15 protein-coding genes and 2 pseudogenes are annotated in these 20,479 nt (G+C 69.8%); 6 read left to right on the top strand and 11 right to left on the bottom strand.

The features are described 5' to 3' along the window. Positions 1-566: 566 nt before the first annotated feature. The 5 genes from ACTWQO_RS44615 to ACTWQO_RS44595 all read right to left on the bottom strand — a co-directional run bounded on the left by ACTWQO_RS44615 (position 567) and on the right by ACTWQO_RS44595 (position 9,003). Positions 567-3,389 carry a glycosyl hydrolase gene (locus ACTWQO_RS44615; RefSeq protein ID WP_443243121.1) on the bottom strand — a complete coding sequence of 941 codons (2,823 nt, stop codon included), beginning with the start codon at positions 3,387-3,389 and terminating at the stop codon, positions 567-569. A 672-nt stretch (positions 3,390-4,061) separates the two neighbouring features. Then, on the bottom strand, positions 4,062-4,754 hold the full coding sequence (locus tag ACTWQO_RS44610; protein WP_443243120.1) for a response regulator: 693 nt from the start codon (positions 4,752-4,754) through the stop codon (positions 4,062-4,064). Next, positions 4,751-6,076 (bottom strand): sensor histidine kinase, encoded by a 1,326-nt coding sequence (locus ACTWQO_RS44605; protein WP_443243119.1) that lies wholly within the window; start codon positions 6,074-6,076, stop codon positions 4,751-4,753. Before ACTWQO_RS44605 ends, ACTWQO_RS44610 begins: the two co-directional genes overlap by 4 nt. 7 nt (positions 6,077-6,083) lie before the next feature. Beyond that, positions 6,084-8,342: an MMPL family transporter gene (locus tag ACTWQO_RS44600; RefSeq protein WP_443243118.1), complete on the bottom strand. Its 2,259-nt coding sequence runs from the start codon at positions 8,340-8,342 to the stop codon at positions 6,084-6,086. A 319-nt stretch (positions 8,343-8,661) separates the two neighbouring features. Beyond that, positions 8,662-9,003: a VOC family protein gene (locus ACTWQO_RS44595; RefSeq protein WP_443243117.1), complete on the bottom strand. Its 342-nt coding sequence runs from the start codon at positions 9,001-9,003 to the stop codon at positions 8,662-8,664. Between the two features lie 214 nt (positions 9,004-9,217). Between ACTWQO_RS44595 and ACTWQO_RS44590 the strand changes: the two genes are divergently transcribed. The 3 genes and pseudogenes from ACTWQO_RS44590 to ACTWQO_RS44580 all read left to right on the top strand — a co-directional run. Next, entirely contained in the window at positions 9,218-9,421 is a 204-nt protein-coding gene (locus ACTWQO_RS44590) for a hypothetical protein (protein ID WP_443243116.1), read from the top strand. A 154-nt stretch (positions 9,422-9,575) separates the two neighbouring features. Continuing rightward, positions 9,576-10,328, top strand: coding sequence for a sulfotransferase family protein (locus ACTWQO_RS44585; protein ID WP_443243115.1), 753 nt, complete (start codon positions 9,576-9,578; stop codon positions 10,326-10,328). A 24-nt stretch (positions 10,329-10,352) separates the two neighbouring features. Continuing rightward, positions 10,353-10,671, top strand: a pseudogene (locus ACTWQO_RS44580) (phosphorothioated DNA-binding restriction endonuclease); the annotation flags it as partial. Positions 10,672-10,745: 74 nt separating this feature from the next. Here ACTWQO_RS44580 and ACTWQO_RS44575 read toward each other — a convergent pair. The 5 genes from ACTWQO_RS44575 to ACTWQO_RS44555 form a co-directional block, all read right to left on the bottom strand. After that, positions 10,746-11,984: an acyltransferase family protein gene (locus ACTWQO_RS44575; protein WP_443243114.1), complete on the bottom strand. Its 1,239-nt coding sequence runs from the start codon at positions 11,982-11,984 to the stop codon at positions 10,746-10,748. A 138-nt stretch (positions 11,985-12,122) separates the two neighbouring features. Continuing rightward, complete coding sequence (locus tag ACTWQO_RS44570) at positions 12,123-12,944, bottom strand: helix-turn-helix domain-containing protein (protein WP_443243113.1); 822 nt, start codon at positions 12,942-12,944, stop codon at positions 12,123-12,125. 137 nt (positions 12,945-13,081) lie between these two features. Continuing rightward, entirely contained in the window at positions 13,082-13,984 is a 903-nt protein-coding gene (locus ACTWQO_RS44565) for an ABC transporter permease (protein ID WP_443243112.1), read from the bottom strand. Between the two features lie 124 nt (positions 13,985-14,108). Further along, the gene (locus tag ACTWQO_RS44560) at positions 14,109-15,653 is read right to left on the bottom strand and encodes a sugar ABC transporter ATP-binding protein (protein ID WP_443243111.1); all 1,545 of its coding nucleotides are present in this window, start codon (positions 15,651-15,653) and stop codon (positions 14,109-14,111) included. A gap of 20 nt (positions 15,654-15,673) precedes the next feature. Beyond that, a complete protein-coding gene (locus tag ACTWQO_RS44555; RefSeq protein WP_443243110.1) occupies positions 15,674-17,083 on the bottom strand; it encodes an amidase in 1,410 nt (469 codons plus the stop codon). Positions 17,084-17,108: 25 nt separating this feature from the next. Between ACTWQO_RS44555 and ACTWQO_RS44550 the strand changes: the two genes are divergently transcribed. The 3 genes and pseudogenes from ACTWQO_RS44550 to ACTWQO_RS44540 form a co-directional block, all read left to right on the top strand. Next, entirely contained in the window at positions 17,109-18,590 is a 1,482-nt protein-coding gene (locus ACTWQO_RS44550) for a substrate-binding domain-containing protein (protein WP_443243109.1), read from the top strand. A 143-nt stretch (positions 18,591-18,733) separates the two neighbouring features. Further along, positions 18,734-19,306 (top strand): MarR family winged helix-turn-helix transcriptional regulator, encoded by a 573-nt coding sequence (locus ACTWQO_RS44545; RefSeq protein WP_443243108.1) that lies wholly within the window; start codon positions 18,734-18,736, stop codon positions 19,304-19,306. 159 nt (positions 19,307-19,465) lie between these two features. Beyond that, a pseudogene (locus tag ACTWQO_RS44540) lies at positions 19,466-19,690 on the top strand (bifunctional methylenetetrahydrofolate dehydrogenase/methenyltetrahydrofolate cyclohydrolase); the annotation flags it as partial. Between the two features lie 25 nt (positions 19,691-19,715). On the opposite strand, the gene ACTWQO_RS44535 reads toward ACTWQO_RS44540, so the two are convergent. Beyond that, positions 19,716-20,479, bottom strand: a 764-nt coding sequence (locus tag ACTWQO_RS44535) for a hypothetical protein (protein WP_443243107.1), incomplete at its 5' end; no start/stop codon positions are given.

Raw genomic sequence — 20,479 nt, 5'->3', positions numbered from 1 at the left:
CACCACGGATGCTGCTCTCAGCGCCGCCGGTGCCGCCCCGCCCATCGGCTCACGAGCGGCAGGCACACGCACAGCCGAGGCATCTTCGGCACTGGTTGATTCGCGAACCGACGCTGCAAAGCAGGGCGTCACCAGGACAGGACCCTGCTGAGGCTGCCCGGATGCGCACTGCTCACCGGGATGCGACGACTCGTGACCACCATGGTGATCGTCCGCTTCCGCGGCCAACTGCGGTGCAGGCTCGACGGCAGCATGGTGAATGCCGTCAAACGGCACTGCGGCAGGGGCCGTTGCACTGGTGGAGAGATGTCCCCGGACACTCTCGACGTGCACGCCGTGTGTCACGAGGACACCGAACAGGAGCACGGCAATGGCCAGCACACGCAGCAGCGGACCCGCACCGGAGCGGGTCCTTATTGTGCGCCAGGGCGACCAAGCCGTAACCATGCCGTGATCGTAGCTGCTTGGGAGCGTTGATCGACCACCATCCCGGAAAGGCCGGGTGAACTCGCCAGACGATTGGCCGGTTTGCTGCGGCGACCGGGGTGGGCGTGCAGGTCGGCGAGTCACCCCTCGACGCCGTGCTCGGCGTAGGGGACGAGGCGTACCGGTCCGAGGAGGCCGTAGGGCTGTGTTCTGACGGGGCGTTTGAGGAAGCGGGAGTAGCCGGGTACGCCTTCCTCGGCGAGCGCGGTCAGCCTGTTCTTCAGCGTCGTGGCGACCTCGACCTCGATGGCGTTCCGGCCCGGGCGCAGGAACGCACCGACGTCGATCCGGACCGGCGCCACACCGGCCGGGTGGACGCGCCGCCCGTTGACCCGGACCTGGACGCCGCCCTCGACGCGGCCGAGTTCGAGGTAGGCGCCGCGGCCCCGACCGGTCCAGTGCTCGTCGAGCGTGACCGTCGTCCGGTAGGTGCCTGTGCCCGACGTCGCCCGCAGCCGGGGAAGGGTCCGCCAGTCCGCCAGCCGTTCGAGGCGGAGCGTGTGGCGTTCCCGCCCGCTCGGGAGCGCGCCGTCCACGTGCAGCGACCAGTGCTCCGGCTCCAACGGGGCAGGGAGTGTCCCGAAGTCGACCGTGACCGTCCGTCCGTCGTCGAGCCGGGCGGTCACGGCACCTGATCTGGTGGAGCGCAGACGCAGTTCGTGCCCGCGGACGACGACGGCTTCCGCCGTGGTGGACTCGATGTGCCGCCCGACGGGTCGTTCGAAACCGATCACCGTGCTCTCGCCGGGAGCCAGCTCGACCGGTACCGCTATGCGCCCGTCGCCGACCCGGAAGCGGCCCAGTGGACGGACCTCGCCGGTCCACAGGTCCCAGAGGTCAGGGGCCCGGTCGCCGACCGCGAAGGAGGCGGTGAAGCGTGCGGTCGCACCTCCGACGAGTCGGATGGTCTCGTCAAAGGCGGCTGACGTGTTGCACAGGAACCAGTAGTCGCCCGTGCGAGTCCGCCGGTGCACGCCGTACACCTGCTGCGGACGGTCGAACGACATGTCCGGCCGGACACCGAGCTGCTCGAGCGCCGCGGGAACGCCCGCCTCATCCCGTACCAGCCGGACCCGCGGCGACCGCCGGAGGTGCGCCACGGCGTCGCGCACCAGCACGTCCTCCCGCTGGGCGTCTCGGTAGCTCACCCCCCGGTCGGGGAAACGGCCGACGAACACGATCGGCAGGCCGTCGCGCGCGAAGGTCACCAGCCGCCGCGCCACGGCCGCGGACATGGCGTCGCTGCAATCGACCACGCCCTGGTGCTTCGACGCGTCCAGCTCGACGACCAGTGCGGCATAGCCCGGTGCCCGCACCACCAGCCGCCCGTCCCGCACCGCTGTGTCCTCGTGGGTGAGGGAACCGGGGTCGACGATGTCGAAGCTGTATCCCGACCCGGCCAGGGCGGCGTTCAGCAGCGGATCGCCGCGCTCGTCCGTGCGCGGGTCGTCGACCCGGCCATATCCCTGGACGTCGCGGTAGATGGCGATGTCGGTGACCGGACACCCGGCCCTGAGTACCGTCTGCGCCCGGGCGAAGTAGTCGGTGAGCGGTCGCAGGTGCCGCCACAGCGGGAGCGCCGGAGTGAACCCCTCACCGAACCCGAACTCCCGTCCGGCGAGGTCGTACTCGGAAGACCACGGCCACCACGACGGCCAGCCCGCGCCGTGAGCCGTCTTGTACGGGTATCCGTGGAGGACCAGCTCGTTCGCTCCACCGACGAAGCCCTTGTCGGCAAGGTACTTCAAGGCCTCAGGGGTGATCATGTAGTCGCCGTGGGTGATGTCCCCGATCTCGAGCGAGGCGATCTCGTGCCCGGCGAGGCGGCCACCCGAGGTAAGGGTCCGGGTGAAGCCGACCGGGCCGTCGAACGGGTCGGCGTCCGGAGCCGCGTACGCCTTGTTGACGGCGACGACGTCCATGGTCAGCATGTGCCCGCGCCCCTGGAAGTCGAGGCCGTGGCCACGAGCCCATGCGCGTGCCGGGCGCACGTGGTGGTCCACCCACAGCTCCGTCAGCGTCTCGTTGTAATCGTGCCGGATGCGTCGGCCGACGCATCCGGAGAAGTCGTAGACCTGCTGAGTGGCTTCGAGGTCGTCGGAGTGCCAGCCGACGACGGCCAGCGCCGGGAGGAAGCCGGTCAGGTCATAGCCCCGGCGAGCACGGAACTCCTCCAGGAACCGGCCGGTCCACAGCAGGCCGGTGAACTGGAACTCCAGCGAGTCCTCATGGAAGCGGTCCGCCACCTCGGCGGCGAGTGGGCCGAGGTGGTTGAGCAGACGCTGGTCGAGGTCGGCGGTTGCGGCCCTGGTGGCGTCCGGGTTGAGCTGGTCCAGCACCAGCGGGTCGTTCGGCCTGGTGCTGTCGTTCGACTGCTGGCCGGTGGGCACCTGCCAGAACCCGAACACGACCCATCGCCCTTCGGGCACCGTCCAGTGCACCCTGCCCTGCCCGTCCAGGGTCGGCGTGAGGTCCATGGTGTGTTTCGCGTCCAGGACGGCCGGTGCCTGGAGCCGGGCGGCTACGGCGGCCACCGGTCGCGCGGCGCGCGGGTCCACGTCGCCGGGCCGTGGCGGGACGCCGCTGAACCTGGAGGGCCCCGTCACTTCCCGGTGACCGAACACAAGCTGCTGCTGGGCGAGGGCGGAGAACCGGCCGGACACGGCAGGGCTGTTCCACGGCCAGCCCGAGCTCACCTGGAAGTCGATGCGGAAGTCGTGGTCGCGTGCCGCCCGCAGAGCCGTCTCGACGCGGCGGGCCCAGTGGGGTGCGCCCCACAGGAACCGTTCGGGCGGACGCAGGTCGTTCGGGTGGGCGAGGCCGGGGGTCTCGAAGAACTGCGCGCCACCGAAGCCGGCGTTCACCATCTCCCCGATCTCGGCGCGGAGTTCGGCGTCCTTCACGGCCGGACCGGGCCACCACCACGTGACTCGGGGGCGAAGCCGCGGGCCGGGGTCCCGGAACATCTCCGCCAGGTGGCCGTCCGCGGAGGTCTGACCCGTTGTAGTCGCATTGCCACCATGTAAGGGAGGTGCGGTCGCGCCCGGCAGCACCAGGGTCGCACTGAGCGCTCCGAATCCACCGAGGAACTTACGTCGATCGATGCCGGAGTCATTCTGGTCGTCGATCATCTACCGTCCTCTCCCTGCGAGTTGACCTCAGCCTGGGGAGGGGGGAACGGTCGCCGCCATCGGCCGATGGTCTAGCGGCAGCCGACGAAGGTATGTGTCAGGCCCGCTCCACCAGTGTCGAGTGGGCCCTCTCGAGGCCCTGCGTGTGGCCGTCCCCCCAACTCGACATAGACGTGTCCGCCGGCCGCACAGGCCTCACGTAGGGCAGAGCTCTGTTCTCTGACCCACGCGGCGATCTCCCGGTAGGTGGTGTCATCGGCTCCATCGAGCCAGTCCGGGGCGGTCCTCAAGTGTTCGGTGGTCAGCTCCGTGTTTCCGAGGAAGACGGAGCGCAGGTAGATCACGTGCAGACCGTATCCCGGGCTCCAGCTTGGGTGTTGTCGCGGCGGCACCGTCGTGATCAGCGCCTTCGGATCAGGCAGGTGAGGTGATGGACGCGGCGGACTACGACAGACGGTCGGTGCCGCCGTCAGGGGTGGCGTGGGCCAGGCCCGTCCGGTAGGCGATGACGACGAGTTGGGCCCGGTCGCGGGCCTCGAGCTTCGTCATGGCGCGCTGCACGTGGGCGCGGACGGTGAAGGGGCTGAGGAACATCCGCTCGGCGATCTCCTGGTTGGACAGGCCGGTCGCGACCAGGGCCACCATCTCGCGCTCGCGCGGGGTGAGCACGGCGAGTTGTTCGGGGTCGTACGACGGGGCGTGGTCCGGTGTGGCGAGGAAACGGGCGACCAGGGAGCGGGTCGCGGCAGGGGACAGAAGAGTGTCGCCGGCGGCGATCGTACGCACGGCGTCCGCCAGGTCCTCGGCGCCGATGCCCTTGCCGATGAAACCGCCGGCCCCCGCGCGGAGGGCCTGAGCGACGTACTCGTCGGTCTCGTACGTGGTGAGGATCAGGATGCGGCTGGCACGCAGTTCCGGGTCCGCGCAGATCTCCGACGTGGCGGTGACACCGTCCACCTCGGGCATACGGATGTCCATGACCACCACGTCCGGGCGCAGCTCCCGGGTGAGCCGCACCGCCTCCCTGCCGTCGCCTGCCTCGCCGACCACGGTGATGTCGTCGGCGCTGTCGAGAAGCATCCGGAAGGCACCGCGCAGCAGGGCCTGATCGTCCGCGAGCAGCACCCGGAGCGTCACAGCGCATCCCCGGCCTCTGAGTCGCCCGTCCGTCCGTCGCCTGTCGGTCCGTCGGTCATTCGTCCCTCGATGGTTGTCGCTCCGTCAGTCCTTCGCATCGTGTCTTCGGCGGGCGGGAGGGGCAGTTGGGTGGAGACGAGGAATCCGCCCTCCGGGCGCCTGCCCGCGGAGAGATGTCCGCCGACCGCGGTGGCGCGTTCACGCATCCCGATCAGACCGTAACCGGGCGGACGGTCCGGCACCTTGGACTCACTCGGCCCCGCGGACGCGGTCCGCACCGTACGGGCACCCCTTCCGTCGTCGGCGACGGTGATGGTCACGCGATCGCGGTTCCAGGCGAGACGCACCCGGGCGCTACCGGTACCGGCGTGCTTGGTCACGTTGGTCAAGGCCTCCTGGACGATGCGGTAGGCGGTGAGGTCCACTCCCGGCGGCAGCGGCCTGGCCGTGCCCTCCTGGTGCACCGACACCTCCAGACCCGCGCGGCGGAAGGATTCGAGGAGCGTGGGAAGCCGGGACAGGCCGGGCGCCGGTTCGGCGGGCGCGGCCGCGTCCCCGGACTGACGCAGCAGGCCGACCGTGGCCCGCAGGTCGTCGAGCGCGTCGCCGGTGGTCTTGACGAGCTCCTTCAGGCTCTTGCGGGTCTGCTCCGGGCGGGCGTCGAAGAGGTGGGCGGCGACCGTGGCCTGCGCGTTGGCCAGGGTGATCTGATGGGCCACGAGGTCGTGCAGTTCCCGCGCGATGCGCAACCGTTCCTCGGACACCCTCCGGCGCGCCTCGCTGTCCCGGCTCTCCTCGGCCCGCCGCGCCCGCTCCTCCACGGCAGCCAGGTAGGCCCGTCGGTTCTGCGCCGAGTTACCGAGTACGCCGGCCACCAGCGGGAACGCGGCCACCGCTCCCATCCTGCTCGCGTCCTTCCACGAGTTGGTCCCGAACGGGACGGTGGAGGCGACCAGCAGCACCGTGGAGGTGAGCAACACCGCGCTCGCCGCGCGCCGTTCCATGCGCACGGCGAGCGAGTAGGCGGTGATCACGGCGGGGGCCACGATGAGCGGGCTCAGCAGCAGACCCGACGGCGCGACCAGCATGCCGGTCGCGGTCGTGACCGCGATGGCGGCCAGGGGTCTCCTGTGCCGCACCGGCAGCACGGCACAGGACACCACGGCGATGAGGTAGGCGACAGCGGGCGGCGGAGACACTGGCTTGTCGTCGGTCTGCACCACGCTGCCGAGCAGACAGATCGCGAACGCGGTCGCCGTGATCGCTCCCTCCCGCCACCACGTGCCGCGTGATCGCGGGCCACCGCCACCCGTGTTCGTCATGGCCGGTTCAGTGCCGGTGCCGGCCGACGGGGACCCGCAGCACCACTGCGTCCGGCTCGGTCGCCGGGGCCGGAACATGCCTGCTCAGCTTCTCACCCTCGATGTCCACATTCGGCAGCACACGGTTCAGGATACGAGGCAGCCACCAGGCCCGGTGGCCGAGCAGAGCCAGCACCGCGGGAACGATCGCCATCCGGACCACGAAGGCATCGAAGGCGACGGCGGCGGCCAGGCCGACGCCCATCGTCTGGATGGTCGGGTTGCTCATCCCGATGAATCCGGCGAACACGCTGATCATGATGATCGCCGCCGCGGCCACCACACGTCCGCTGTGCCGGAACCCGTTGACGATTGCCTCGCCGGGGGACGCGCCATGGACGTACGCCTCCCGCATCCGGGTGAGGAGGAAGACCTCGTAATCCATGGCGAGGCCGAACACGATGCCGATGATGAGGATCGGCATCAGCGACATGACCGGTCCGGTCTGCTCGATGCCGACCAGGTCCGCCGCCCAGCCCCACTGGAAGACGGCGACGAGGACGCCGAAGGCGGCACCCACCGACAGCAGGAAGCCGAGCGCGGCCTTGACCGGTACCAGGATCGAACGGAAGACCACCATCAGCAGGAGCACCGCCAAGCCGATGACCACGATCAGATACGGGATGAGGGCATCGGACATGGCTTCGGAAATGTCGATGTTCAGCGCGGTTTTGCCGGTCACGAGGATGCCGGCACCCGTGTCGGCCTCGACGCCGGAGACCGCGCCCCGGATCGCGTGCACCAGGTCCTTGGTCTCGCCGCTGTTCGGCGCGGTCTGCGGGACGGCGGTGAGGACGGCCGTGTCCTTGGTCTGGTTGAGAACCGGATCACCGACCGAGGCAATCCCGTCCACTCCCCGCAGGGTCTTGACGACCTGGTCCGTGGTGGCCTGGGTGTCCGCAGACCCGGAAGACGCCGCCGTGTCCACCACCACGGTCAACGGACCGTTGAAGCCGGGGCCGAAGCCCTCTGACAGCAGGTCGTAGGCACGGCGCTCGGTGGTCTGCACCGACTTGGACTCGTCTCCGGGCAGCCCGAGTTCGAGGCTCAGCGCCGGCAGGGCGACGGCGCCGAGACCGAGCCCGGCGATCATCAGCACGGGCACGGGCCGGCGCAGCACGAACCGTGCCCAGCGCGTTCCGAGCCCGGGCCGGCCGGCCGCGGTGGGCACCGGGTGCGGGCGCTCGCCTCCCGGCCGGGTGGCTTTGCGCACGGCGCGGGACAGTATCCGCCGGCCGACGAAGCCGAACAGCGCGGGGACCAGGGTCAGTGCTACGAGTACGGCAAGGGCTACGGCGCCCGCGCCGCCCAGGCCCATCTTGGTGAGTTCGGGGATTCCGACGACCCCCAGCCCGACCAGGGCGATGATGACGGTCGCGCCGGCGAAGACGACGGCGGATCCGGCCGTGCCCACCGCCCGGCCCGCGGCCTCCTCCGGCTCGCTGCCCTGGGCGAGTTCGTCGCGGAAGCGGGAGGTGATGAAGAGTGCGTAGTCGATGCCGACGGCAAGGCCCAGCATCAGCGCCAGGATGGCGACGGTTGATGTCAGGCCCAGCGGAACGGCCAGCGCGGAGACCAGGCCGAAGGCGATGGCCACGCCCACGAAGGCGGTGAGCAACGACAGTCCGGCCGCGACCAGCGACCCAAGGGCGACGACGAGCACAACCGCCGCCACCGCCACGCCGATGATCTCCGTCGTACCGCCCGGTGACTCCTCCGATTCCAGCGCCGAGCCGCCGATCTCCACGGTCAGCCCGGCGTCCCGGGCCTGGCTGGCGGCGTCCTCGAGGGCGCTCTTCGTCGGCTCGGTCAGGTCGACGGCGTCCGCGGTGTAGGTGATCGTGGAGTAGGCGATGGTGCCGTCCTCGCTGACCGCGCCCGTCTCATAGGGGTCGGTGGTCGACGCGACCTGATCGCCCCCCTCCAGCGAGCCGAGTGTGTCCTCGACGGCCGCCTTGTGCTCCCTGGCCGTCACCCGCTGCCCGTCCGGGGCCCGGAACACCAGGCGGGCCTCGGCCCCCTGGGAGTTGCTCTCGGGGAAGCGCTCGTCCAGCAGGTCGAACGCCTTCTGCGACTCGGTGCCGGGCATGGAGAGGTCCTCTTCCTCCGCGGCCGGCGCCAGGGCGGCGGCGAGCCCGGCCAGCACCAGGACACCCAGCCACAGACCCAGCACGCGCCGGCGCCGCCGGAAAGCCCACCGTCCGATCCGGTAAAGAAATGTCGCCACCTGTTGATCACTCCAGACACCGCTAGGCAAGGGGAATGCGCGAGATTCACGCGCCACCCACACTTCCCTCCGGCGCCCCGCCGGGCATCGTCCCCCGCCGCCGTCTTCCCCTGGTGCACCCGCACCAGCCACGCACGTGTCCTGGTGCGGGTGCACCACAGGCGGACTTGGGCCTCAACGGGGCTTTGTCATGTCAACGACTGGTACCTGGACACAGGCGACCCGAATACGTGGAAGCGTCAAATCCCGCAGTGCTGAGGAACCGTGGCGGCTCTGCGGGCTACGTCAGCCGCGGGCAGACCTCATGGCGCTGGTTGCGTCACAGTGGAGCGCCGCCGAACCCCATCTCGTTTCCGTCCGGATCGTGGTACGTGACCTTGCGCACGCCGTTTGAGTAGGTCTCGCGTTTTGTGGGCTCCAGTCCCCGGTCAGCGATACCGGCAACGCGGGTGTCGAGGTCGTCGACGAAGACGGTGTGCAGGGCGTGGCCGGCGTGCTCGGGCCTGTGCTCGATGGCCACTGACCGATGCTCCGCGAGTTCCCATACGGCCTCCGTGTCGCTCGCGATGAACGTCGGCGGCGAACCGAACAGCCGCTCGTACCAGGCCAGCGCCGCTGCGTAGTCGTCGACGGGGATGCCTGCGAAGAGATCGAGGGCCATGCCGCCATGGTAGGTCCGGCTCCCCAGCCTCCTGGCTGCCGCACCGCCGCATTCGCCTGCAGCGGCCGTCCCGGACGACCCGAGCCCGTACGCCCGCGGCCGGAAACGCTGCGCAAGCGAGACGCATGACGACGGCGCACGTACATACCCTTGTACGAAAGGAGACTTCGCCATGTCGTGGAGCCCCGCCCGTTTACGTCTACTCCTCGCCCTCGTGATCGCCGACCTGCTGCTGTGGCTGGCGGTGTCCGAAGCCGAAGCGGCCGCCCCCGCAAGAGACGGCGCCCGAGCCGTCGCCGAGGAGAAGGCGGGTGACCGCCTCATCGCCCTCGCGATCGAGTCCCACGGCTCGCTGCCGATGCTGCTGGGTGCCCTGCCCGCGAATGCTCAGGAGAATCTCATCCGCTCCCCATGGTGAAACCAGGGACCGGCCACAGTATGGTCAAGCCTTCAACAGGAGGGTGAGGTTCCGCACGCCGGGGGGTCAGGGAGGCACGGCGATGGTCTTGGTCGGATCGGTCGGTCCGGGAGTGCGCCGGGTGGCGCGCGGAGTGAGGCGGCGGATACGCAGAATGGGCGAGCCTCCGGTGCCCGAGTCGGCCCACCGGCTCGTACCGGCCCCGGTGTTCGTCCTCTCCTCCGTGCGCTCCGGCTCCACCCTGCTGCGGGTCCTGCTCAACAGCCATCCGCAGATCCGCGCCCCGCACGAGATGCACCTGCGCACGCTCTCCGTCGACCTGAACAAGCCGTACACCCAGAAGGCGATGTCCGAACTCGACCTGGACCAGCGGGAGTTGGAGTACCTGCTGTGGGACCGGGTGCTGCACCGCGAACTCGTGCGCAGCGGCAAGCGGATCATCGTCGACAAGACCCCCGGCAACGCGGGCGTCTGGCAGCGGCTGCACGAGGGCTGGCCGAAGGCCCGCTACATCTTCCTGCTGCGCCATCCCGCGTCGATGGTCAGCTCACTGATCACCAACCGCCCCGACCGCGATCCGGACGCGACCGTACGGGAAGTGCGCGGGTACGTCGAGGCGGTCGAGGCGGCCCGCACCGCACTGCCCGGTCTCACCGTCCGCTACGAGGATCTGACCGAGCGGCCCGAGGCGGTCACCCGGGAGATCTGCGCCTACCTCGGCGTCCCGTGGACACCGAGGATGCTCGACTACCGCAAGGGGGATCACGGCCCGTTCGTGCCGTTCATCGGTGACTGGAGCGAGAACATCAAGTCCGGGAAGATCCAGAAAGCGCGAGCGCTGCCGGACGCGGCAGACGTCCCGGCGCCACTGCGTGACATCACCCGTGCCTGGGGGTATCCGTGTTGAGCGCCGTCGCTACGATCACTGGCCTTGGACTGGCTTGAGCGCACCACGAAGTTGAGGCAGTGGACCAGAAGCGGGACGCGCACGCCGCACAAGCCCCTCCTGCTCCTCTACGCCCTCGGCCAGTTCCAGGCAGTGGCCTGCGCGAACTCCGCGAGTCGGGTGCGGCCGGACGACTCGTGCCGGCACTCAGACATGCTCTGCGGCGCGAACCCCAACTGCTGCACCGCATAGCGCGATCGCTGCTCGACCGGCCCTTCCCTCCCTCGCTCCACACCGAGTTTGCGAAGCCGTCGGCCTGGACCTGGAGCCGGCGGAGACCGGTCGGCTCTGCACGCCGACCAGGTCTTCCACGGCGCTCCACGCCCTGCAACGCAGGCGTGAAGGCTCTGGCACAGGGGTCAGAGGTCACGGGACTGATCAACGCGCTGCAGCGGCGACCGGCTCCAACCTCCGTATGCGGAACCGATCGCGTCGCAGCAAGGGTCGCTCGATGAGGGCGTACGAGGCGAGGGCCGCCGCGATCGTCGCCGCGACGCCGGCGGGGAGCAGCCGGTCGCCCTCCACACCGAGGTCGGAGAGCAGCCGGATGACGGGGTAGTGCCACAGGTACATCCCGTAGCTGAGGTTGCGTCCGATCCACGCCAGGGCGGGCACCGACAGCAGACGGGAGGGCCACGCCTGCGGGCACAGATCCAGCGTGGCCACGACGACGGCCGACAGAACGGCGGCGGCCAGCAACCCGACCGTGTACCACGCGGGGTTCCACCCGCTGGGTTCGGTGATCGGGATCTGCCAGGCGATCAGTCCCAGCAGGACGAGCGCGGGCCAGCACAGCCGTTCCGCCCATAGGCGCAGCTGCGCCAGCCGGGGGTCGTCGGCGCGCAGTCGGGCCAGGACTACGGCCAGCAGCGCCCCGGCGAGGAGTTGGTCGGCGCGGGTGTCGGGGCCGTTGTAGATGCGGTGCGCCGCCGTCGGATCCCAGAGCGCCAGCCGCCAGAGCACCGGCAGGATGCACAGGGCCGCGACCCAGACCAGGACCGTCCGCGCTGTCGTGTGCCGTAGCAACACCAGCAGCAGGAGCGGCCAGGCGAGATAGAACTGCTCCTCCACCCCCAGGGACCAGGTGTGGCTGAGTGGCGCGGTGAGGTCTGAGTACGGCCCGGACTCCCCGGCCCGTACGAGATTGACCACCGAGACCGCGGCCAGCGCCGCCGCCATCCACGCCCCGTCGAACAGCGGCAGCGCAAGCGCCACGGACAGCAAGGCGGTGACCGCGCACATCACCAGCATGGCCGGCCCCAGCCGCAGCCAACGCCGTCGGTAGAACGGCCCCAGGCCGATGCGGCCGGTACGTGCGAACTCGGCGACCAGTAGTCGGGTGATGACGAAACCGCTGATCGTGAAGAAGACGTCCACCGCCACCGAGCCGCCGGGCACCCAGTCCGGCTCCACGTGATAGACGATCACCAACGCCACCGCGACGGTCCGCAATCCGTCCAGCCCCGCCACCCGCCCACCACGCAGCGCCGACGAAAAGCCCCGCCCACCACCTCTTCGCCGCTCCGCCGACGACGCCATGAGCGCAGGCGGCGCCGCCTGCACGCCGGGGCTCTGCTCCGTGTCCTCGTCTGCCGTGCTCGGATGGGGGATGCTCATGACGGCGGCGCCTGCCCAGTTGCTCCGAGATCACACATCCGCGGAATCGGTCATGCCCATGGCCCTACCTGCGAAGCCAGCGCGGACGGGGCGGACCGCCGGCAGTCTTCGCAGGGCAAGTGCCGGTCGCGAGCGAGGTCAGAGCCTGGAGTTCATCCGCCGGTACGTCTGCGGGGGCTGGCCGTACTGGGCCTTGAACGCCCGGGAGAACACGGAGGCGTCGTGGAACCCCCAGTGGCGGCCGATGGCGGCGACACTGTGCGTGGCCAGGGCCGGATGTACGAGATCGGCGCGCGCATGCTCGAGTCGGCGCTCTCGCACGTACCGGGAGACCGTGGACTGACGCGCGGCGAAGATCTGGCGTACGTACCGTGCCGAGAGGTGGTGAATGGCCGCCAGGCGCTCGGCGTCCAGGATCTCGTCGGTCAAGTGCTGCTCCACGGACTGTGCCAGCAGATTGAACAGGCTGAGCATCCGCGTCGGTTCCTCGTCGACCTGGTGGTCCGAGATCACTCCCTGGATCAGTGCCACCACAGCGTTGCCGCACTGCTGCCGGGCCCGGGGCGACAACTCGGACTGTCGAGTCGCCAAGGTGGTGAGCGTGTCCGAGAGGAGACTGGAGCTGGTGAGCAGGCCGGGAATGCCGGCGGCGAGCATTCCCGACAGATCGACGAGCCGCAGGCCGATGGTGAACAGCGGGATGGTGACGACGAGATACACGTGCGCGGCGGGAGCGCGGACGGCGAACGGCTGGGCGCCCGCGTAGAACGTGAACTGTCCTGGATGGAGGGTGACCGACCTCCCTGCCTGCGTGACGGTCACTTCCCCCTCCAACGCCAGGCCCAGCGCGATGCCCGCCGACTGCGACAAGCAGTAGGACTCCGCCTCGGCCCGGTCGTCGCAGGAGAAGACGCTGCATGTCAGCGTGCCCAGCACGAACGTGTCGGGACCGCGGACCACGCTTCGGGACCGGAGGATGGCCGTGGGTTCCGAATCGCCCGGGCGGAGGGCGTCCCACGTGGACCCGTGGAGGATACGCTCCTGCACCATCTGGCTCATCGCTCATCAGCCTCCTGGGCCCGGGAGGATAGTGGACCTCAGCTCCGGCTGCTACGTCCCGCGGCCAGGCGCGTAAAGGCCACGGCGGCCAGCAGCGCTGCCCCGTCGAACACTGGCCCCACCCATGCGGGTGCCCCGAGCAGAGTGAGGCCACTGACGCTCACCGCCACCACGAAGATGGCGACGACGGTTCCGGCCACCGACGGGCGCCCGAGTTCCAGCGTGATGGTGCTCAGCAGCACGGCGGTGAGCGCCGGGAAGAGCATGGTCATACCGTTGTCGGAGGTCGCCGCGCCCTGGCGGGCGAGCAGCAGCACACCGGCGATCCCGGCCACGGTGCCGGACACGACGAATGACAGCAGGCGCACCCGGGTCACTCGCACACCTACGAGAGCGGCGGCCCGTGCGTTGGAACCGATGGCGAAGAGCTGTCTGCCGAAGGGGGTATGGCCCATCACGAACCAGGAAGCCGCAGCGATCAACGCCGCCAGCACGGCGATCCGGGGAACCCCGAGCACCGGCAGCGATCCGAGGTCCGTGAGTGAGGGGGGTATCCCGGACGTGATCTGCAGCCCTCCGGTGTAGGCGAAGATCAGACCGCCGAGCAAGGTGGCGGTCCCGAGCGTGGCGATGAAGGCGTTCATGTCCAGCACGGCGATGAGGACACCGAGTATCAGACCCGCCGCGGAGCCGGCCATGATCGCCACCAGTACGGCCAGCGGCAGCGGAAGGCCGGCCTCGGACAGCAACGCCGCCGCGACGACCGAGCAGGTCGCGGTCACGGCGCCGACGGAGAAGTCGAAGTACCCGGCGGCCATCGGGAACAGCAGCGCGATCGCCACGGTCAGCCCGACGGCCTGGTTCGCCAGCATGGCCCGGAGGTTCTCCGGACTGCGGAAGGCCGCTCCCGACTCAGGCAGCACGGCAAACGTGATGATCATGAGGACCAGCACCATGACCAAGGCATAGCGCTGGGCAGTGTGCCGCCGTGAGCCCGCCCGTCCCGCCCGCTGGGTCTCCTGGGGATCGCGGACTTGGGCAGGCGACTCGACGCCGACGGACGACCTACTGTTCAAGGACATCGAGGTCACTCCGATCCTCTTGCACCAACTGGGAGATGCGGTCTTCGGTGAGTTCTGGTCCGGACAGCACCGCCGAGGTTCGCCCCTCGTTCAGGACGACGACGCGGTCGCACAGCTCGGCGAGTTCCTCGGTGTCCGAACTCGCCACGAGCGCGGCGCTGCCGCCTGTGACCTGGGCGCGCACGAACCGGTGGATATCGGCCCGGGCCGCGGCGTCGACGCCCTGTGTGGGCTCGTCGAGCAGCAGCAGCCGGGGCGCGCGGTGGAACCAGCGGGCGAGCACCGCCTTCTGCTGGTTGCCGCCCGAGACCGAGGCGAACGGTGCGTCGGCCGACGCGGCGCGTACGTCGTAGCGGGCCAGCAGCGCGAGCGCGTCGCTCCGCTCCCGCCTGCGGTCCATTCGCCAGCCGGACCAGTAGTCCCCAAGGCTGGCCGCGGAGACGTTCTCCCACAGCGGACGGTCCGGGAACGCGGCATCACCGGCGCGGTCCTCGGGCACCAGAGCGATGCCCAGTGCGACCGCTTCAGCAGGGTTGCGGATGGTGACCCCCTGCCCGTCGAGTCTGACCGTGCCGGCACGCACCGGCAGGTCCCCGAACAGCGCCCGCAGCAGCGAGGTGCGTCCCGAGCCGACCCGACCGGCGAGACCGACCACCTCCCCTGCCGCCAGTTCGAGGTCCGCGTATCTCAGCGTGCCCGCCATGAGCCCCTGGACCTGCAAGAGAGCCGGACCGGCATGGTCGGCCCCGTCAGCTTCCCGTCGCGCCGGAGGTGCGACGGGCACCCCGGTCATCGCCTCGATCAGGCTCGCCTGGCTTGCCCGGGACGCGGCGATGTTCTCGATCACCGCGCCGTCGCGGAGCACGCTGATCTGGTCGACGATCTCAAGTACCTCGCCGAGCCGGTGGCTCACGTAGATGATCGTCTGCCCTCGGTCCCGGCATTCGCGCAACGCCCCCAGCAACACATCGACCTCGTGCTGCGGCAGGCTCGCGGTGGGTTCGTCGAGTACGAGGGTGATGAGACGGCCGCGATCGCTGTCGCGCAGGGCCCTCGCGATCGCCACCAGGGTGCGATCGCTGGGCCGGAGCTCCCGCACCGGCGTGCGGGCGTCGACCCGGACCTGTGCGCGATCGAGCTGCTCCTGGGTGCTGCGATGCAGCGCCCGCCATCCGATGGCGGGGCCGTACCGCCGCGGGAACCCCCCGTCGAGGGCGAAGTTCTCGCTGACGGAGAGGTCGGGAACCAGTCCCAGTTCCTGGTGCACGAATCGCAGACCGGCCGCGCGTGCCGCCGCGGGAGAGTAGTCCCGGGTGTCATGGCGCGTGCCGTGCACTCGGATGGTGCCCCCGTGCTCGGCGCGGTGGATCCCCGCGAGGATCTTCAAGGTGGTGGACTTGCCGGACCCGTTGCCACCCAGCAGGGCATGGAGGGATCCCGCACGGACTCGGAACGAGACGTCTCTGAGCACGGGCACGCCGGTGAACGACTTGCTGATGCCGGACAGTTCGATGGCTGGTTCATCCATGGCCGCGATCCCTGGCCGACTCAGCGGAACGCGTCGGGAAGCGTCGTGGTCCATCCGAAGACCGACTCGACGGCACTGGCCAGGCGGATCAGGCACGCTTCGTCGAAGGGGGCACCGACCAGTTGGGCACCGACCGGGACGCCCGTGGCGGTCCGGTGCACGGGCAGGCTGATCGCCGGCAGCCCGGTCAGGTTGGCGAAGGAGGTGAAGGAGATCATCTGGGTCTCCGTCATCCGGAAGCCGGTGGGGTCGGCGTTCTTCTCCTGGAGGACGGTGCCCACCGGCGGCGGCGTGCAGGCCATGGTGGGGGTGAGCAGGACGTCGAAGTCGTGTCCCCACTGCGCGTTGATCTGGCGGGACTCCAGGTGCAGTCGTGCGACGCCCTGGGCGTACTCGGCGCAGTTGCGGGACAGAGCCTGCGCTCGGAGTGCCCGCAGGTACGGCTCGGCCAACTCCAGGTCGTCGTACGGGGTCAGATGGAGTGCGGCCGGGATGATCAGGTCGAGGAACGCCTGCGTTGCCTCCAGGGAGAAGAACCGGGGCTCGACCGGCGACACGTCGTGGCCGAGGTCCTCCAGGGCGTGGGCGAGCGAGGTGGCCGCGGTGACGCACTCATCGTCCACGGGCACCCCGGTGGGTGCCGAGAGCAGCAGGCCGATGCGCAGCTGTCCGCTGTCCCGGCCGACTTCCTCGGCGAAGGGGCGATCCGGCGCGGGTGCGTGGTACCAGCCGAGCAGGTCGGGCACCGACATGACATCAAGCAGTGCGGCGGCGTCCGCGACATGGCGGGTGATCGCACCGTCGGTCGCCGAATGCTCCCAGGCCGGGACACGCATCGGGACCCGTCCGCGGCTCGGCTTCAGCCCGACCAGTCCGCACGACGACGACGGCATCCGGATCGACCCACCGCCGTCCGACGCCTGTGCCACCGGCGCCAGCCCCGCGGCGACCGCGGCGGCGGCGCCCCCGCTCGACCCTCCCGGGCTCAGCCGGAGGTCCCAGGGGTTGCGGGTCACACCGTAGCGCTGGTTCTCGGTGACCGACATCGGCCCCATTTCAGGGGTGTTGGTCCGTCCCATCAGCAGGAAGCCGGCCTGCTGCAAGCGGTCGATGCTCAGATCGGTTTCTGTGCGCGGGACGTCGGAGATACCCGCGGAGCCGAAGGTGTTCGGCTGTCCGGCAACGGAGTTGAGGTCTTTCACGGGAATCGGTATCCCGTGGAAGGCGGGCAGCTCCCCGTCCGACATGACGGCTGCTTCGGCGTCCTTCGCCGCCTGGAGCACGTCGTCGTCGTTGCGCCAGACGAACGCATTGACCCGAGGGTCGTACCGGTCGATCCGGCGCAGGTACTCCTGCGCGATCTCCACCGGGCTGACCTGCTTGGACCGGACGGCCTGAGCCAGGCTCACTGCTGAGCCGAAGGGGTTCATCGGCCACACACCTCCCACGTGTCGTGTGGCGTCAGAGTCTGACGACCAGCCCACCGATCGCATTGACCGACAAGGCGAGGTTCTTGACTGTCACGGCACAGGCCGGCGCGGTGCACGGTCGGGGGTCAGGAGTGCCGCCACGGTCAACGGCTTCGCCTTCCAGGTCAACCGCTCGGCAGGGGACCGCCCGACACTGTCGAAACGCACCAGCCCCGGCTCGAGGCGCTGGGGCGCGGGCTGGACCAGCACATCCATTCTCAGGCGGCCTTGGGGCGCCTCCGGTCCGGCAACGAGACCCATCGACCCCGGACAAGGACGATCGGCCATGAAACGCTACTCGATGTCCATCCCCCGCACCGCTTCGGCAGGCGCCCTGGCAGGGATGCTGGCCCTCACAGGCTGCTCATCAGATACGAGCGCGGCCACTGGGCCGTCCTCCGGCAAGCCCAACCAGAATTCGGCGGCGGCGGTCGCGGCCGCCACGGCCGCCGTCGAATCGGCCGTCAAGGGGATCGGGGGCCCCGTTCCCACATCCGGACCGCCCGCGGCAGCGGGAAAGAAGGTCTGGATCATCTCGGCGTTCGAGCAGGTGCCCAACCTTGCCTCGCTCACCCAGCAGGCGCGGGAGGCGGGAAAGGAACTGGGTTGGAAGACGTCCGTCTGCGACGGACGCAACAACGCCAACGGCGCCTGGGCCGGTTGTGTGCGGCAGGCGGTCGCCGCCAAGGCCGACGGCATTGTCCTGGAGTCGGTCGACTGCGCTCCGGTGAAGGCAGCTCTGGGCGAGGCGAAGCAGGCGGGAATCAAGATCGTCGGACTGACGGCGTTCGACTGCGACGATCCCCAACAGGGGGGCGGGAAGGCGATGTTCGACGCCAGTGCGACCTTCGCCTCGTCCGTGCCGTCCACCGCCGAGTTCTTCCGCCAGCAGGGGAAATTGCGCGCGGACTGGTTGATCGCCAAGTCGAAGGGCAAGGCCAAGGTCCTGCACGTGGCGTTCCGCGGGGTTGCCTTGGGCGAGTACCTCGCGGAGGGGTTCGAGAAGGAGATGGCCACGTGTTCCGGTTGCACCGTGGCAGGCACGGTCGACATCACGCCACAGGACGTTCCGCAGATCCGGCAGAAGTTCGAATCGGCGCTGACCAAATTGCCGCAGGTCGACGCGGTTGCGGTGGACGTCGACTTCATGACGACGGCCGGTATCCAGGCCGCACTGGTTTCGGCGAACCGACCGGGTCTGTCGGTGGCCGGAGGTGAGTGTTCGCCGGCCAGTCTGGGCTATGTACGCGAGGGAAGGGGTGTCCAGATGTGCATCGGATCCTCACTCGGACGACAGGCGTATGCGGCGGTCGACGCACTCAACCGAGTCTTCGCCGATGCTGCCCCGGCGCCGTCCGGTCTGGGCTGGCAGGTCGTCACTCGGGACGACAACCTGCCGAAGGCCGGCGAAGGGTACGAGGACCCGACCGACTACCGAGCGGGGTTCCGGGCGCTTTGGAAGTCCTGAACGCCTTACTGGTGAAAGGTCACCGCATGGCAACGGATCCGGCCTCATAAGGCTGATGGCAACGAGGCACACACACCGTACAATTTGGGCCCGAACGATTGGTTTGCCCCATGCCTTCGCAGGCAGCCCGAAGGAGTGTGCCCGTGCCCGGCCGTCGATCCATCAACGAAGCCGAGAAACTGGCAGCGGCCAGGCTTGGCGATATCCCCGTCCGGCATGACCAGATGGCCGTCGTCGCCAACATCTATCGCGCCGCCTCGGCCGTGCGGCAGCACCTGGAGAATTCAGTGTTGCGTGGCGTCGACCTGACCTGGACCGCCTTCGTGGTTCTCTGGGTCATCTGGGTCTGGGGTGAGCCGGAAACGCGGCACGTGGCCGAAGAGGCCGGGATCTCCAAGGGCACGCTCACGGGGGTTGCCCGGACGCTGGAAAGGCGTGGGCTTGTACAGAGAGCCGATCACCCCACCGACGGCAGGCTGGTGCTTCTCAGCCTGACAGATCAAGGGGAGGCGCTGATGCGGCGCGTCTTTCCCGCGTTCAACGAGGAGGAGGCCTTCGTCACGGGACAGCTCAGCGATGAGCAGTGCCGCACCGTCGCCGCCGGGCTTCGTCAGGTTGTGCTGCAGGTGGAGGAGAACGGTGAGACACGCCGCCAGACTCTCCTGGGCGGTGCGGCCCCCGCGCCACGCCGTAGCGGCCGCCGCCGCAAGGCGTGAACCCGCGTGCTCGAAGAGGTCGGCGTGTCGGGAGCGCGCGAGGCACGTGGGTGACCGCGCGGTGATCGGTGCGGTGAGCCACCCGGCAGAGGGCGGGCTGATTGCTGACGTGTTGTGGTTCCTGTCCGATCGGTCGGCCGCTTCCCGGTCGAGTCCGTCGCCGACGTGGTCGTGGCCGCGGCCGGTGTGGCCCATCTGGTCATGCCCGACTGGATCAAGCCGGGCGCTACCGTCCTGTCCGTGGGCATCACCCGGACCGTCGAGGGCATCCTCGGAGACGTCGACCAGGTCGCGGGCTCCCTCGAGCCGCCGGTCGGCGGAGTGGGGCCGATGACCCGTGCCATGCTGCTGACCAACCTCGTGGAGGCTGCGGAGCGCGGCTGACGTCGGCATAGGGAGCCGCGAACGCCTACACGCGACCGGAGTACTCGGTGAAGCACTCCACCGGGTCCCCCTCGTAGCTCCACGGCCAAGGCGTCACCAGCCCGCCGATGGCGGAGAAGACCGGGCCGGCATCGCCGCTGCGGCCCGCCCGGATCAAGGCGTAGGCGAGCGTTCCCAGGTCCGCGACGGCGGCCGCGTGACGCAGGTGACCCGGTTGCAGCCAGTGGGCCGTGCCCTGGTCCAGCAGCCGTGCGGTGTGCGGCTGTGACCAGTACCGGCTCACGCCCAGCGCCTGGATTCCTCCGCTGCTCCTTTCGCGGTGGTACTGCCGCACGGCCGCCGTCAGGGGCAGGCATGCCGTCGGCGCGTCCCACGGCATGACCGCGATGGCATCGTCGAGGAAGTCCCGCAGCGCGACCTGGCTGCCGTGCTCCTCCGGGGAGAGGTAGCCCAGGATCTGCAGATGCGCCTCCCGGTGCCATGGATCACGCGCGCGTATCTCCCGCCAGACGGGCGAGAGTTCAGAGCTCGGCCGCCCTAAAAGCCGCAGCGCCGCCAGCGCACCCACCCACGGGGTCGGATCAGCCGGGCGGGCGTCGGCGGCGACGCGGCAGATCGCCGGGGCACCCCGCGGATCAGTCGCCAGTTCGGACCATGCGGCCAGCACCAGAGCATCCGGGTCGCGGGGCCGGCGCTCGCGCCAGCCCCGGGCCAGCGCGGGCGCGGCCTGCGCGAGGACGCCGACACGGTGGCAGCGGAGATCCCAGTCATCACCGGTCTCCCGCAGGA

Source organism: Streptomyces sp. 4N124, assembly GCF_052245395.1.
Taxonomy (GTDB): domain Bacteria; phylum Actinomycetota; class Actinomycetes; order Streptomycetales; family Streptomycetaceae; genus Streptomyces.
This window is presented reverse-complemented; position numbering and strand designations above follow the sequence as displayed.

What these genes read in the sequence shown, in the direction of transcription:
- ACTWQO_RS44605 (WP_443243119.1), bottom strand. Translation starts at nt 6,076, where the DNA reads ATGACGAACACGGGTGGCGGTGGCCCGCGATCACGCGGCACGTGGTGG.
- ACTWQO_RS44595 (WP_443243117.1), bottom strand. Translation starts at nt 9,003, where the DNA reads ATGGCCCTCGATCTCTTCGCAGGCATCCCCGTCGACGACTACGCAGCG.
- ACTWQO_RS44585 (WP_443243115.1), top strand. Translation starts at nt 9,576, where the DNA reads ATGGGCGAGCCTCCGGTGCCCGAGTCGGCCCACCGGCTCGTACCGGCC.
- ACTWQO_RS44575 (WP_443243114.1), bottom strand. Translation starts at nt 11,984, where the DNA reads ATGAGCATCCCCCATCCGAGCACGGCAGACGAGGACACGGAGCAGAGC.
- ACTWQO_RS44565 (WP_443243112.1), bottom strand. Translation starts at nt 13,984, where the DNA reads ATGATCATCACGTTTGCCGTGCTGCCTGAGTCGGGAGCGGCCTTCCGC.
- ACTWQO_RS44560 (WP_443243111.1), bottom strand. Translation starts at nt 15,653, where the DNA reads ATGGATGAACCAGCCATCGAACTGTCCGGCATCAGCAAGTCGTTCACC.
- ACTWQO_RS44555 (WP_443243110.1), bottom strand. Translation starts at nt 17,083, where the DNA reads ATGAACCCCTTCGGCTCAGCAGTGAGCCTGGCTCAGGCCGTCCGGTCC.